The following is a 13,539-nucleotide window of genomic DNA, read 5'->3' as shown; positions in this document are numbered from 1 at the left end:
ATGCAATGCCATGGAAGTCAAAAAGGTGACCCTGGAGGCTGACGAATCATGCGCGGAATCGGTGTGGGCTTGCTGTTCGTCGGCGCGTTGCTGACCGCGACAGGTTATGGCGCGACATTCTTGCTGACGGAGCATTTCCGCAGTCTCGGCGGCAGCGAGATCGAGACAGGCAAGGCTCTCGCCGGCGCCATGGTCGGCACCTTTATCGGCGTTCCCCTGATCGGATGGTTTGGCGCCCGTTTCGGCGGCGCCCGCCTTGCTGCCATCGGGGCTGTGCTGGTCGCCGCCGGGTATCTGCTCCTAGCCGGCATCACCTCTCTCTCAAGTATCATCCTGGTCGCCGGCTTCATGGTCGGCTGCGGCTGGGGGATGTTCTATCTGGCCGCTCCGATGGCGGTTTCGGAGCGAGTGAGCGATCTCGATCGCGGCTTCTGGTTTACGCGCTTCGGCGCGTTTCAAATGGCCGGCATCGGTGGCGGCCCGGCATTGGCTTTGTTTCTCGTCGACACGCTCGGCTTGTCGACAGCCTCGCTCTTCCGCTTGCTCGCGCTTGGATGTCTCTGCGCCGCGACCTGTCTGTGGGCATTCGAGGTGACGACGCCCCGGCCAGCGCGGCCCGCTCCAGGCAGCGCCGGGGTGCCGAAAAACTGGGTGTCATCGATCGTTCCGCTGGCGAGCACCAGGGCGATCTATCCAATTCTCATGGTCGGAATTGGCGCTTGTGTCTTCACAGGCATGCTGACGTTTCAAAGCTCGCTGGCGCGCGGCGGCGGCCTCGATGCCAGCCTGTATTTCACGACCTATGCTCTCGTGGTCGTCGTGGCGCGCTTTGCGCTCGCGCCCGCCATCAACCGCGCCGACGGTAATCGGATGTCGGTCCTGTTGCTCATCCTGATGTCAGCTGGCGTCCTGGTCTATTTCGCCATCGGCTATGGCGCACCGGTGCAGATCGTCAGCGGCATCCTGCTGGGGCTCGGCTATGGGCTGGTCTACACCGTCATTCAGACGCAAGTCGTCAACGATGCGCCGGCAGCTCACCGCACCGGCGCTCTGACATGGTTCGCCATGTCATACTTCATCGGAGTTTTCGGTTTCCCGGCGATCGGCGGCTGGCTGATCGTCAATTGGGGCACGCAAGTCTTCCTTGCGGTCGTCCTTGCCTGTGCCTTGGCCGAACTCGCCATGGCCCTGGCGCGGAATCGATCTCGCGCAAGTGCTGATGCAGCGCTGAGCGCCCCACGCCCTTAACCGGCATCGAGCATCGCTCTCACACGCGTCAGGGCTTCAGCTGTGGGACCTGCTTGGGGCTGTTGAGATCGAAGGTCTTGTTCAGCAGCGGATCGCGCGTCGTGCCTTCGGAAGCGTCGAAGGCGCGTGCCCGCGTGCCGGCGGCACCCGCCTGCACCGGCTGGCCGGCTGCCGCACGGCGATTGCCGGGAACCGGGTAGGTCTCGGGCTCGGATTGGTCGGGCGCCGTCGCCGCCTGGCCGTCCGGACGGCCGGCGGCCGGCGCCTCGGTGCGCTGATCCGGCCCCGGAGCCGGCTCGGCGCGATCGACACTACCCTCGACCGCAGGGCGTCCGGAGTCGCGCCGCGCCGATTCGACCTGGCGCCAACGGGCGACGTTGCGGTTGTGCTGCTCGAGGGTCTCGGCGAAGGCATGGCCGCCGCTGCCGTCGGCGACGAAGTAGAGATCCTTGGTCCGCGAGTGGTTGACCACAGCCTCCAGTGCCGCGCGGCCCGGATTGGCGATCGGCCCCGGCGGCAGGCCCTCGATCACATAGGTGTTGTAGGGCGTCGCCTGGGTAATCTCGGGGCGCGTGATGCCGCGGCCGAGCGTGCCCTTGCCGCCGACGAGCCCGTAGACGATCGTCGGGTCGGATTGCAGTTTCATCTTGCGGTTCAACCGGTTGATGAACACGCCGGCGACGCGCGGCCGTTCATCGGCGCGGCCGGTCTCCTTCTCGACGATCGAGGCGAGGATGACCAGTTCCTGCGGCGTCTTGATCGGCAGGTCGGCCGGCCGGGCGCCCCATACCCGGTTCAGAACCGTGCGCTGCTCGCGCGTCATCCGGTCAACGATCGCCTGGCGGGTCGAGCCGCGATAGAACTTGTAGGTATCGGGCAGGATCGCGCCCTCGCGCGGGACCTGGATCACGTCGCCAGCCAGCAGGTCGTTCTGCTGCAGGCGGGCCATGATCTGTTCGCTCGTCAGCCCCTCGGGGATGGTGATCGAATGCTCGACCGCCTTGCCCTCGGCGATGACGTCGAGGATGTCCTTCTGGCTGGCGCGCGCCTTGAACAGGTATTCGCCGGCCTTGAGGCTGGCGGCCTTGCCCGAGGTGTAGGCCGCGACCTTGAACGCCCAGGGATGCTCGATCAGGCCCTCGCGCTGCAGCAGATCGGCGATCTCGGTCACCCCGTTTTCCTTCGGGATGATCAGCACGCGGTCATTGGCGAGCGGGCCCGGCGCCTTGCTGCGGCTGTCGAGATAGGCGATGCCGCCGCCGAGGGCGCCGGCCAGCACGAGAGCCGTGGTGAACAGTCCGCTGAGCAGCGCAATGAAAGGCGAGCGCCGACGCTTGCGCGCTTTCGGCGGCGGGGCCGGCGGGGCGACAGGCTTCAGCGCCTCGTTGGGACTCCGCGGCGCGACGCGAGGCGGCTGACTCATGATGCTTTCGCCCGATTCCCTGACATCGCGACCGACGCTACCGGCGTCGATCCGATCTGGTGGCAATGCCGGCGGCATACTGGCACGACGGCGGCGACAGGCTAGCGCGCTTTCCGTTCGGCTGGAACCAGCCGAACGGAACGAATTCGCGCAAGCTCGATATGCTGGACATGTTCTCCTCGCAAAAGTGAGTTCCACTTTTGCGCAATATGCCTAGCGAAAATTGTGGCGAAAGCGCGCTTGCCCTCAGTCGACGAGGCGGCGCATCACCAGCGAAGCATTGGTGCCGCCGAAGCCGAACGAATTCGACAGGACGATGTCGACCTTCCGCTTCTTGGCCTTGTGCGGCACGAGATCGAGCTCGGTCTCGACGGACGGGTTGTCGAGATTGATCGTCGGCGGCACCATCTGGTCACGGATCGCCAGCACCGAGAAGATCGCCTCGATCGCGCCAGCCGCACCGAGCAGATGGCCGGTCGCCGACTTGGTCGAGGACATGGCCGGCCGGTTCGGCGCATTGGCGAGCAGGCGCTCGACGGCACGCAGTTCGATCTCGTCGCCGACCTGCGTCGAGGTGCCGTGCGCGTTGATGTAGTCGACATCCGAGGCGCGCAGACCCGCGCGCTTCAGCGCCGCCTGCATGCAGCGATAGGCGCCGTCGCCATCTTCGGAAGGCGAGGTGATGTGATAGGCGTCGCCCGACATGCCGTAGCCGACGACCTCGGCATAGATGCGCGCGCCACGGGCCCTGGCATGCTCGAGCTCCTCGAGCACGACGACGCCGGCGCCCTCGCCCATGACGAAGCCGTCGCGATCCTTGTCATAAGGGCGCGAGGCCTTCTCAGGCGTCTCGTTGAAACCGGTCGAGAGCGCGCGGCAGGCGCAGAATCCGGCAATGCCGATGCGGTTGATCGCCGATTCGGCGCCGCCTGCCAGCATGACCTCGGCATCGCCGAGCGCGACCATGCGGGCAGCGTCGCCGATGGCGTGGGCGCCGGTCGAGCAGGCGGTGACGACGGCGTGGTTCGGGCCCTTCAGCCCGTGCTCGATCGAGACATAGCCGGCGGCAAGATTGCTGAGGCGGCCGGGGATGAAGAAGGGCGAGAGCCGGCGTGGGCCGCGCTCCTTCAGCAGCAGCGAGGCTTCATAGATGCCGCCAAGCCCGCCGATGCCGGAACCGATGGCGACGCCAGTCGCGATCTGGTCCTCATAGCTTTCGGGTTTCCAGCCGGAGTCACGCAGGGCCTGCGTCGCCGCAGCCATGGCGAAAATGATGAAATCGTCGACCTTGCGCTGCTCCTTCGGCTCCATCCAATCGTCGGGATTGAAGGTGCCGTTCGAGCCGTCGCCGCGCGGAATATTGCAGGCGATCTGGGCCGGCAGGTCGGAGACATCGAAAGTGGTGATCGGGCCGGCACCGCTTTCGCCAGCCAGAATGCGTGACCAGCTCGGCTCGACCCCGCATCCGAGCGGAGTCACCATGCCCAGTCCGGTGACGACGACGCGCCGCATCGGTCTTCCTCAATTCAGCTCCGGCGCGCATGAGCGCGCGCCGGGGCCAAGGCCTTGTCAGGCCGACTTCGACAGGAACTTGACCGCGTCGCCGACGGTCACGATCGTCTCGGCCGCGTCGTCCGGGATCTCGACGCCGAACTCTTCCTCGAAAGCCATGACCAGCTCGACGGTGTCGAGGCTGTCGGCACCGAGGTCCTCGATGAAATTGGCGCCCTCGACAACCTTCTCCGGCTCAACGCCGAGGTGCTCGATCACGATCTTCTTCACGCGCTCGGCGACATCGCTCATGGGTCTTTCCCTCAAACCTCAAAAACACACCGCTGACAGCGACGCGTGGGTGAAACTGATTTCCCGGCCCGGATCCTTCGCCTGGCGGCGGACCACGCCGGGAGTTCATGGCTGCACAAACGCAACAACCGGGCCGGCGTCAAGTCCCAAGAGCACGCGCCGATCAGATTGCAACGCAATCTGATCGAAGCACGCGCTCTCCAACAAGAACCTAGAGACGGATTTATCGATCAGGCTGATTCAGCCTGATCAGATCCAACTCTAAACACCGACCGGCGCTTGGCCGGCTGGGTCATTAACACACTCGTAATAGGCTGGCGAGAGCGGAACTCAAACCTTCGAGTGTATTAGAAGACCAAGCCAACCTGTTCAGATCATTGTCATTCCGCCGTTGACGTGCAGGGTCTGCCCGGTGACGTAACCCGCTTCCTCGCTGGCGAGATAGGCCACGGCCGCCGCAACGTCCGCCCCCCGCCCGAGCCGGCCCATCGGCACGTCGGCGAGGATGCCCTCGCGCTGCTTGTCGTTCAGTACGTCGGTCATCGGCGACTCGATGAAACCGGGAGCGACGACGTTGACGGTGATGTTGCGGCTCGCAACCTCGGCGGCCAGCGACTTCGACATGCCGATCAGGCCGGCCTTGGATGCCGCGTAGTTGCCCTGCCCCGGATTGCCGCTGGTGCCGACCACCGAGCCGATCGAGACGATGCGGCCATAGCGCCGGCGCATCATGCTCTTCACTGCCGCGCGCGAGAGCCGGAAGGCCGCAGTCAGGTTGACGGCGAGGACCAGGTCCCAGTCATCGTCCTTGAGGCGCATGAAGAGATTGTCGCGGGTGACGCCGGCATTGTTGACGAGGATGTCGAGCCCGCCGAGCTTGGCCTCGGCAGCCGGCACCAGCGCCTCGACCGAATCGCGATCCGACAGATCGCAGGGCGTGACCTCGGCCCGCTCGCCGAGTTCTTTCGCCAACGCCTCCAGCGCCTCGACACGCGTGCCGGACAAGGCCACGGTCGCGCCCTGGGCATGGAGCTTGCGCGCGATGGCGCCGCCAAGGCCGCCGGTGGCGCCGGTGACCAGCGCTTTCTTACCCGTCAGATCGAGCATTGTGCCTCCCCTATCCCGGCTTGCAGCCGGTCAGCCCTTCTGGGCCTTGTAAGCCGCGATGTCGTCGGGGGTGCCGATCGACGCCGCAGCGGTTCCTGCCGCGATACGCTTCACCAGGCCGGCGAGCACCTTGCCCGAGCCAACTTCATAGAATTGGGTAACGCCGGCCGCCGCCATCGCCTCGACGCATTCGCGCCAGCGCACGGTTCCTGTGACCTGCGCCACCAGCGAGGCTCGGATGGCGGCCGCATCGCTCAGAGGCGCGGCGCCGACATTGGCCATGACCGGCACCACCGGCGCCTGCATCGTGACCTCGGCGAGCGCCGCCTGCATCGCTTCGGCCGCCGGCTGCATCAGGGCACAATGGAAAGGCGCCGAGACCGGCAACAGCATGGCACGGCGCACACCGCGTTCGCCGGCAAGCGCGATCGCCCGCTCGACCGCAGCCTTGGCGCCGGAGAGCACGACCTGGCCGCCGCCATTGTCATTGGCCACCTGGCAGACCTGGCCCTGCGCGGCATCGGCCGCGATCGCGCGGGCCTGGTCGAGCTCGACACCGAGCAGCGCCGCCATGGCACCCTCGCCGGCCGGCACCGCCTTCTGCATGGCGTCACCGCGGATGCGCAGCAAGCGGGCCGCATCACTGATCGAGAAGGTGCCGACCGCAGCCAGCGCCGAGTACTCGCCGAGCGAATGGCCGGCAACGAAGGCGGCGTCAGTCTTGAGCGAGAGCCCGGCCTCGGCTTGGAGCACCCGGATCGCAGCCAGGCTCACCGCCATCAGCGCCGGCTGGGCATTGGCGGTCAGGGTCAATTCCTCGCCCGGCCCTTCCCACATCAAGGTGGAGAGCTTCTGCGAGAGCGCGGCATCGACCTCGTCGAAGACGGCGCGCGCCACCGGAAAGGCTTCGGCGAGCGCCTTGCCCATGCCGACCGCCTGCGAACCCTGCCCTGGAAAGATGAAAGCCGTCGCCATGTCGCAATGGTCCTGAAAACGATGCTTGGTTAACAAGTCGAGGCGCAGTCGCACCGTGCAGCCAGCCAAGTCAAGGCGCTTACGCGACGAAAGTCGACCTTCACCGGCATTTTTCGGTGTTTTGCGCTTGCATGCCGGGACGTCCCGCTGTAACGACCGCCTCGGTTTGTTCGGCCGGAGGCTGAACGGACGGCGAAGCGATTCTCACAAGGAAGCGTTTCGTAGGCTCCTCATCAAAGGGCCGCCGTCCCGTGTCTCCGCCTTCGAAGAAATCCTGTCGGGCCTTTATCCAGGGCTCGGAGGGCTCCGCGTCGAACGAAACCGGTGAACGAAGAAAGGCCAATCATGGCATTGTACGAGCACGTTCTGCTCGCGCGGCAAGATGTCAGCGCGCAGCAGGTCGAGGCCCTTGTCGAGCAGTTCAAGGGCATCGTCGAGGCGAATGGCGGTTCCGTCCCCAAGGTCGAGTACTGGGGTGTGAAGTCGCTGGGCTATCGCATCAAGAAGAACCGCAAGGCGCACTACTCGCTCCTGAACATCAACGCTCCCGCGGCGGCCGTCGCCGAGATGGAGCGCCAGATGCGCATCAACGAGGACGTGCTGCGCTTCATGACCATCCGCGTCGAGGAGCTCGAGGAAGGTCAGTCGGTCATGCTGCAGAAGCGCGACCGCGACGAGCGTAGCGACCGCTTCGACCGTGGTCCGGGCGGCGACCGTTTCGACCGCGGCCCGCGCCGCGAGCGCCCGCGTCGTGAAGACGAAGCGACCACCGAAACCACTGCTGGGGAGGCCTGAGCATGTCGACTGCATCTGCCGGCGCCCGCCGCCCCTTCTTCCGCCGCCGCAAGTCCTGCCCGTTCTCGGGCGAGGGCGCGCCGAAGATCGACTACAAGGATGTGCGCCTGCTCTCGCGCTACATCTCCGAGCGTGGCAAGATCGTGCCGTCGCGCATCACGGCCGTCTCGGCCAAGAAGCAGCGCGAGCTCGCCCAGGCGATCAAGCGCGCCCGCTTCCTCGGCCTGCTGCCCTACGTCATCCGCTGAGCGGGTGAGAGTTTCCCCGGCGGTGCCAAGCGCCGCCGGGTTTTCTAACAACTGACACGACTTAGTCGCCAGGCGGTGAAAACCCGTCTGGTATGTTGAGGCGATCAGCCTCTCACCCTGCCCTTTTCGAGCAGCGGGACAGCAGGACGGATATGCTCCCCATCGTCGGCATCGGCGCCGGGCTGGTTTCAGCCCTTCTGTTCACAGTGGTGATCACCGGATCGCCGCTGGCGTTGCTGTTGTCCTATGTCGCCCCGCTCCCCGTCTTCATCGCAGCACTCGGCTGGAACCACCGCGCCGGGCTGGTTGCGGTCGCTTCCGGCACGCTCGCGGTCACCGTCGTGCTCAAGCTCTCGCTCGGGCTTGCTTTCGCCATCGGCGCGGCCCTGCCAGCCTGGTGGATCGCCTATCTCGCTTTGCTGGCCCGCAACGACGACCAGGGCAACGGCGAATGGTATCCGCTCGGACGCCTGCTGGTCTGGATCGCCGCCGTCGCGACGCTGGTGACGGTCGGCGGCGCGCTCGCGATCTCAACCGATTTCGAGACCTATCGCCGCGTGATGACGCACGGCCTGCAGCTCGTGCTCAGCGGCGGCGAAGGCATCGGCCCGGTGGTACGGCTGCCGGCCGGCGTCGACGCCGCCGAGATCGCGGCCCAGCTCGCCGCCCTGGTGCCTGCCGCCGCCGGCGCCTCCTTCGTGCCGATGATCGTCGCCAATCTCTGGCTGGCGGCAAAGGCAGTGCGGCTCTCCGGCCGCCTGCCCCGGCCCTGGCCCCTCATCCCTTCGACCCGCCTGCCGGCGCAGGCCGTGGCCGGGCTCGTCGGCGGCATCCTGCTCAGCTTCGCCGGCGGCTTCATCGGCCTGGTCGGCGCAGCCCTGGCGGGCGCGCTGATCGCCGCCTTCGGCCTAGCCGGGCTCGCCGCCGTCCACGACCTCAGCCGGGGCAAGTCCTGGCGGACGCCGACCCTGCTCGCGATCTATCTCGCGCTCGTGATCATGCTGATCACCGTCTTTCCATTCCTCGCGCTGCTCGGCATCGCCGACGCGCTGATCGACCTTCGCCGGCGCAAGCCGCCGGCGTCGCCTGCTGCCTAAACCCAAACGCCTCTCAAGAACTCAAAGGAGAAGACCCATGGAAGTGATTCTGCTCGAACGCGTCGCCAAGCTTGGCCAGATGGGCGAGACCGTCCGCGTGCGCGACGGCTATGCCCGCAATTTCCTGCTCGCCCGCGGCAAGGCCCTGCGCGCCACCGAGGACAACAAGAAGCGCTTCGAGACCCAGCGCGCCCAGCTCGAAACCCGCAACCTCGAGCTGAAGCGCGAGGCCGACTCGGTCGCCGAGAACCTGAACGGGCAGTCGGTGGTGATCCTGCGCCAGTCGGGCGAATCCGGCGTGCTCTACGGCTCGGTCTCGACCCGCGACATCGCCGAGGCGCTGGGCGCCGAGGGCTTCACCGTCGACCGCAACCAGGTCACGCTCAACACCCCGATCAAGACGCTCGGCCTGCACACCGTCCCGGTCGTGCTGCACCCGGAAGTCTCGGTCACCGTGACCGTCAACATCGCCCGCTCGGCTGAAGAGGCCCAGCGTCAGGCCGCCGGCGAGAACGTCACCGCCCGCGAGGAGTTCGACCTCGACGATCTCGGCCTCGAAGTCGGCGCGGCGCTGGCCGAGGCCGGCGACGACCGCTGAGCCCTTTCAGAGGCTTGCACGAGTCAATGGGCGCCGTGGCAACACGGCGCCCTTTTCGTATCGCCTGTGAACTGGGGTGGATTGCGTTCCTGACACTCGCCAAGCGCTGGCAAATGCTAGAGTGAACCAGTTCCGACTCATCCTAGCGAGATTGCCTGCAGGCTATGGCCACTGCCACCGCCCTCGTCGCCCGCCTCGAAACCAGTCACGAGGCGAACTTCCGCGTCCAGCCGCACAATATCGAGGCGGAGCAGGCGCTGCTGGGTGCCATCCTGGTCAACAACGACGCCTTCTACCGGGTCTCGGACTTCCTGCAGCCCGAGCACTTCTTCGAGGAGCTGCACCGGCGGATCTTCGAGCTGATGAGCAGCATGATCCGGGCGGGCAAGATCGCGACGCCGATCACGCTCAAGACCTTCGTCGGCGAAATCGATCTCGGCGGCATCACCGCACCGCAATACCTCGCCCGGCTCGCGGCCGAGGCGACGACCGTCATCAACGCTGCCGACTATGGCCGGACTGTCTACGACCTCGCTGTCCGCCGCCAGCTGATCGGCGTCGGCGAGGAGTTGGTCAACGTCGCCTATGACGCGCCGGTCGACATGGCGCCGCGCGAGCAGATCGAGGATGCCGAGCGCAAGCTCTACGCACTCGCCGAGAAGGGCCGCTACGAAGGCGGCTTCCAGAAATTCGACGGGGCGCTGCGGCTCGCCATCGACATGGCGGCGAGCGCCTTCCAGCGCGCCGGCGGCCTCTCGGGCATCTCGTCGGGGCTGCGCGATCTCGACGCGCGGATGGGCGGCCTGCAGCGCTCCGACCTGATCGTGCTCGCCGGCCGCCCGGCCATGGGCAAGACCTCGCTCGCGACCAATATCGCCTTCAACATGGCCAAGGCCTGGCGCGGGGAGCGCCAGGAGGACGGTACGATCAAGTCGGCCGACGGCGCCATCGTCGGCTTCTTCTCGCTCGAAATGTCGGCCGACCAGCTCGCCACCCGTATCGTCGCCGAGCAGTCGGGCATTTCCTCCTACAAGATCAGGCAAGGCCGCATCACTGAGGGCGATTTCGCCCGGCTGACCGACGTGGCCGCCCAGATCGAGAAACTGCCGCTCTATATCGACCAGACCGGCGGCATCTCGATCGCCCAGCTCGTCGCCCGCGCCCGCCGCCTGCAGCGCCAGAAGGGGCTCGACATCCTGTTCATCGACTACCTGCAGCTGCTCTCCGGCTCTTCGAAGGCCGGCCAGAACCGCGTGCAGGAGCTGACCGAAATCACCACCAGCCTGAAGGCGCTGGCCAAGGAGCTCAACGTCCCGATCGTCGCGCTCTCGCAGCTCTCGCGCCAGGTCGAGAACCGCGACGACAAGCGCCCGCAGCTCTCGGACCTGCGTGAATCCGGCTCGATCGAGCAGGACGCCGACGTGGTGATGTTCGTCTATCGCGAAGAGTATTATCTCAAGGGCAAGGAGCCCCGGCCGGGCACCGACGAGCACAACAAGTGGGTGATGGAGATGGAGGCAGCCCATGGGCTCGCCGAGCTCATCATCGGCAAGCAGCGCCACGGCCCGACCGGAACCGTCGCGCTGCAGTTCGACGCCGACGTGACGCGCTTCTCCGACAGGGCCGATCAGAGCCATCTACCGGAGCGCCTCGAATGAACGCCTTCGACACGCCCGAGAATGCCGGCCACGGCGCCATCCTGACGATCGACCTCGGTGCGTTCGTCGCCAATTGGCGCATGCTGAAGCAACGCGCCGGCACGGAAGCCGCCGCCGTGGTCAAGGCCAATGCCTATGGCATCGGCATCGAGCCGGCCGTCACGGCCCTTGCCAAGGCCGGCTGCAAGACCTTCTTCGTTGCGCATCTCTCGGAAGCGGTGCGCGCCCGCGCCGTTGCGCCGGAGGCGACGATCTATGTGCTGAACGGCCTCGCGCCGGAAACCGGCGGGGCCTACGCCGAGCACGATCTTTCGCCGGTACTAGGCTCGCATGAGGAGCTGCTCGAATGGGCCGGCTTCCGGCAGAGCGGCGCCAAGGTTCGGCCGGCAGCTCTGCATGTCGACACCGCCATGAACCGGCTCGGGCTCTGGCCCGGCGAAGGGCTCGACCTGGCGCGCGAGAAGAGCGGCGTGATCGCCGCCGCCGGGATCGGACTGGTGATGAGCCATTTTGCCGCCTCGGAAGTGATCGACGACCCGGCCAACGCCCGGCAGGTATCCGCCTTCGCCGAAGTCGCCGCGGCCTTCCCCGGCGTGCCCGCCTCGCTGCTGAATTCCTCCGGCCATTTCCTGCCGGGTTGCCCATCCTACCAGCTCACCCGGCCGGGCTATGCGCTCTATGGTGGCAATCCGACGCCCGGAAAGCCGAATCCGATGCAGCCCGTAGTCGGGCTCGAAGCGCAGATCATCCAGCTGCGCGAGGTCCAGACCGGTACTCAAGTCGGCTATAACGGCACCTGGACGGCGAAGGGTCGGCGCAAGCTCGCCACCATCTGCCTGGGCTATGCCGACGGTTATCCGCGCAATGCCAGCTGGACCGATCGTTCGCAGGGTGGCTCGGCGCTGGTCGGCGGCGTGCGCTGCCCCTTCGTCGGCACCGTCTCGATGGATTTGATCATCATCGACGTCTCCGATGCCCCCGCCGAGACGGCCAAGCGCGGCGCGCCGGTGACGCTGATCGGCGGCGAGCTCGACCTGGAGACGGTCGGCGCGGGCGCCAAGACGATCGGCTACGAGATCCTGACCAGCCTCGGCCGCCGCCATGCGCGGCGCTATGTCGGGATCTAGGGCGTAAATGGCCAAGCGCGGCCCGACTTACATCTGCCAGGCCTGCGGTGCGGTCTACCACCGCTGGCAGGGCAAGTGCGATTCCTGCGGCACCTGGTCGTCGCTCTCCGAAGAGGCTCAGGCTGCGCCGGTCCCAGGTGGCGGCCGGGCGCCCTCCGGCGGGCGAGCCCGCGGCCGCATCTTCGCGCTGGAGAGCCTGAAGGGCGAGACGCAGGACGCACCGCGCATCGTCTCAGGGATCAGCGAGCTCGACCGCGTCACCGGCGGCGGCTTCGTGCCGGGCTCGGTCCTGCTGATCGGCGGCGATCCGGGCATCGGCAAGTCGACGCTGCTGATGCAGGCCTGCGCTGCCATGGCGATGACCGGCCGGCGCGTGGTCTATGTTTCGGGTGAGGAATCGACCGGCCAGGTTCGCCTGCGGGCCCAGCGCATGGGGCTCGCCGAGGCGCCGGTCGACCTCGCCGCCGAGACCAATATCGAGGACATCATCGCGACCCTCGGCCAGGGCGAGCGCCCTGCCCTCGTGGTGATCGATTCGATCCAGACCATGTGGTCTTCGGAGGTCGAGAGCGCGCCCGGCACGGTGACGCAGGTGCGCGGCTCGGCCCAAGCGCTGATCCGCTACGCCAAGACCTCCGGTGCCTGCCTGATCCTGGTCGGTCACGTCACCAAGGACGGCCAGATCGCCGGCCCGCGCGTTGTCGAGCACATGGTCGACGCGGTGCTGTCGTTCGAAGGCGAAGGCACCCATTCCTTCCGGATCCTGCGCGGCCAGAAGAACCGTTTCGGCGCCACCGACGAGATCGGCGTCTTCGAGATGACCGGCGCCGGCCTCTCCGAAGTCGGCAACCCTTCCGCCCTGTTCCTCGCCGGGCGTGACCAGGATGCGCCGGGCGCCGCCGTGCTCGCCAGCATCGAGGGCACGCGGCCGGTGCTGGTCGAGATCCAGGCGCTGGTGGCGCCGAGCGCGCTCGGCACGCCACGTCGTGCCGTGGTCGGCTGGGAGAACAGCCGCCTTGCCATGGTGCTGGCTGTGCTGGAGACGCATGGTGGGCTGAAGCTCGGCCAGCACGACGTCTATCTCAACGTCGCCGGCGGCCTGCGCGTCGGCGAGCCGGCGGCCGACCTTGCCGTCGCCGCGGCGCTCGTTTCCTCGCTGACCGGGGCGATCCTGCCGTCCGGCGCGGTCCATTTCGGCGAAATCGCCTTGTCTGGCGCGATTCGGCCGGTCTCGGTGACGGCAGCCCGGCTGCGCGAGGCTGCCAAGCTGGGTTTCGAGAGTGCCGTACTACCTTCTGCAGGAGCCGATATCGGCGACGGCAACGGCCTGAGATTGCGGCGTCTCAGCCATGTCGGCGAGCTCGTTGCCGAAATCGCGGCAAGCGCTCCCCGTGCTCGTTCCAGTCAGCGCGCTCCACAAGCAGACCGGTGAAGCGGGCTCGATGTCAGAGCGGAGAGGC

At 67.0% G+C, this 13,539-nt stretch carries 13 protein-coding genes; 8 read left to right on the top strand and 5 right to left on the bottom strand.

The window, feature by feature from the left end:
- Positions 1–48 precede the first annotated feature (48 nt).
- A complete protein-coding gene (locus tag GV161_RS25000; RefSeq protein WP_152014606.1) occupies positions 49–1,248 on the top strand; it encodes an MFS transporter in 1,200 nt (399 codons plus the stop codon).
- A 28-nt stretch (positions 1,249–1,276) separates the two neighbouring features.
- Here the strand turns inward: GV161_RS25000 and mltG are convergent, their stop codons facing one another.
- From mltG to fabD, 5 genes are all read right to left on the bottom strand, one after another.
- A complete protein-coding gene (gene mltG / locus GV161_RS24995; protein ID WP_152014605.1) occupies positions 1,277–2,671 on the bottom strand; it encodes an endolytic transglycosylase MltG in 1,395 nt (464 codons plus the stop codon).
- 246 nt (positions 2,672–2,917) lie between these two features.
- Positions 2,918–4,183 (bottom strand): beta-ketoacyl-ACP synthase II, encoded by a 1,266-nt coding sequence (gene fabF, locus GV161_RS24990; protein ID WP_152014604.1) that lies wholly within the window; start codon positions 4,181–4,183, stop codon positions 2,918–2,920.
- Between the two features lie 57 nt (positions 4,184–4,240).
- Positions 4,241–4,474, bottom strand: a complete 234-nt coding sequence (locus GV161_RS24985; RefSeq protein ID WP_043236751.1) for an acyl carrier protein — start codon at positions 4,472–4,474, stop codon at positions 4,241–4,243.
- Between the two features lie 369 nt (positions 4,475–4,843).
- The gene (gene fabG / locus GV161_RS24980) at positions 4,844–5,581 is read right to left on the bottom strand and encodes a 3-oxoacyl-[acyl-carrier-protein] reductase (protein WP_152014603.1); all 738 of its coding nucleotides are present in this window, start codon (positions 5,579–5,581) and stop codon (positions 4,844–4,846) included.
- A gap of 30 nt (positions 5,582–5,611) precedes the next feature.
- A complete protein-coding gene (fabD, locus tag GV161_RS24975; protein WP_152014602.1) occupies positions 5,612–6,556 on the bottom strand; it encodes an ACP S-malonyltransferase in 945 nt (314 codons plus the stop codon).
- 345 nt (positions 6,557–6,901) lie between these two features.
- On the opposite strand from fabD, the gene rpsF reads away from it, so the two are divergent.
- The 7 genes from rpsF to radA all read left to right on the top strand — a co-directional run bounded on the left by rpsF (position 6,902) and on the right by radA (position 13,511).
- Complete coding sequence (gene rpsF, locus GV161_RS24970; RefSeq protein WP_152014601.1) at positions 6,902–7,351, top strand: 30S ribosomal protein S6; 450 nt, start codon at positions 6,902–6,904, stop codon at positions 7,349–7,351.
- Between the two features lie 2 nt (positions 7,352–7,353).
- Positions 7,354–7,599 carry a 30S ribosomal protein S18 gene (rpsR, locus tag GV161_RS24965; RefSeq protein ID WP_038367644.1) on the top strand — a complete coding sequence of 82 codons (246 nt, stop codon included), beginning with the start codon at positions 7,354–7,356 and terminating at the stop codon, positions 7,597–7,599.
- 152 nt (positions 7,600–7,751) lie between these two features.
- Positions 7,752–8,696 carry a DUF2232 domain-containing protein gene (locus tag GV161_RS24960; RefSeq protein WP_159650402.1) on the top strand — a complete coding sequence of 315 codons (945 nt, stop codon included), beginning with the start codon at positions 7,752–7,754 and terminating at the stop codon, positions 8,694–8,696.
- Positions 8,697–8,733: 37 nt separating this feature from the next.
- Positions 8,734–9,294, top strand: coding sequence for a 50S ribosomal protein L9 (gene rplI, locus GV161_RS24955; RefSeq protein WP_152014599.1), 561 nt, complete (start codon positions 8,734–8,736; stop codon positions 9,292–9,294).
- A 164-nt stretch (positions 9,295–9,458) separates the two neighbouring features.
- On the top strand, positions 9,459–10,952 hold the full coding sequence (locus tag GV161_RS24950; protein ID WP_152014598.1) for a replicative DNA helicase: 1,494 nt from the start codon (positions 9,459–9,461) through the stop codon (positions 10,950–10,952).
- On the top strand, positions 10,949–12,079 hold the full coding sequence (gene alr, locus GV161_RS24945; protein WP_152014597.1) for an alanine racemase: 1,131 nt from the start codon (positions 10,949–10,951) through the stop codon (positions 12,077–12,079). The genes GV161_RS24950 and alr overlap by 4 nt, the downstream gene beginning before the upstream one ends.
- A 7-nt stretch (positions 12,080–12,086) precedes the next feature.
- Positions 12,087–13,511 (top strand): DNA repair protein RadA, encoded by a 1,425-nt coding sequence (gene radA, locus GV161_RS24940; protein ID WP_152014596.1) that lies wholly within the window; start codon positions 12,087–12,089, stop codon positions 13,509–13,511.
- Positions 13,512–13,539 lie beyond the last annotated feature (28 nt).

It is taken from the genome of Bosea sp. 29B (assembly GCF_902506165.1).
GTDB lineage: Bacteria > Pseudomonadota > Alphaproteobacteria > Rhizobiales > Beijerinckiaceae > Allobosea.
Note: the sequence above shows the minus strand (reverse complement) of the source record. Positions and strands in the feature narration are given on the sequence as shown.

Coding starts and splice junctions, on each gene's coding strand:
- alr (WP_152014597.1), top strand. CDS start 10,949: ATGAACGCCTTCGACACGCCCGAGAATGCCGGCCACGGCGCCATCCTG.
- GV161_RS24950 (WP_152014598.1), top strand. CDS start 9,459: ATGGCCACTGCCACCGCCCTCGTCGCCCGCCTCGAAACCAGTCACGAG.
- fabG (WP_152014603.1), bottom strand. CDS start 5,581: ATGCTCGATCTGACGGGTAAGAAAGCGCTGGTCACCGGCGCCACCGGC.
- fabD (WP_152014602.1), bottom strand. CDS start 6,556: ATGGCGACGGCTTTCATCTTTCCAGGGCAGGGTTCGCAGGCGGTCGGC.
- rpsF (WP_152014601.1), top strand. CDS start 6,902: ATGGCATTGTACGAGCACGTTCTGCTCGCGCGGCAAGATGTCAGCGCG.
- GV161_RS24985 (WP_043236751.1), bottom strand. CDS start 4,474: ATGAGCGATGTCGCCGAGCGCGTGAAGAAGATCGTGATCGAGCACCTC.
- GV161_RS24960 (WP_159650402.1), top strand. CDS start 7,752: ATGCTCCCCATCGTCGGCATCGGCGCCGGGCTGGTTTCAGCCCTTCTG.
- GV161_RS25000 (WP_152014606.1), top strand. CDS start 49: ATGCGCGGAATCGGTGTGGGCTTGCTGTTCGTCGGCGCGTTGCTGACC.
- mltG (WP_152014605.1), bottom strand. CDS start 2,671: ATGAGTCAGCCGCCTCGCGTCGCGCCGCGGAGTCCCAACGAGGCGCTG.
- fabF (WP_152014604.1), bottom strand. CDS start 4,183: ATGCGGCGCGTCGTCGTCACCGGACTGGGCATGGTGACTCCGCTCGGA.
- rplI (WP_152014599.1), top strand. CDS start 8,734: ATGGAAGTGATTCTGCTCGAACGCGTCGCCAAGCTTGGCCAGATGGGC.
- radA (WP_152014596.1), top strand. CDS start 12,087: ATGGCCAAGCGCGGCCCGACTTACATCTGCCAGGCCTGCGGTGCGGTC.
- rpsR (WP_038367644.1), top strand. CDS start 7,354: ATGTCGACTGCATCTGCCGGCGCCCGCCGCCCCTTCTTCCGCCGCCGC.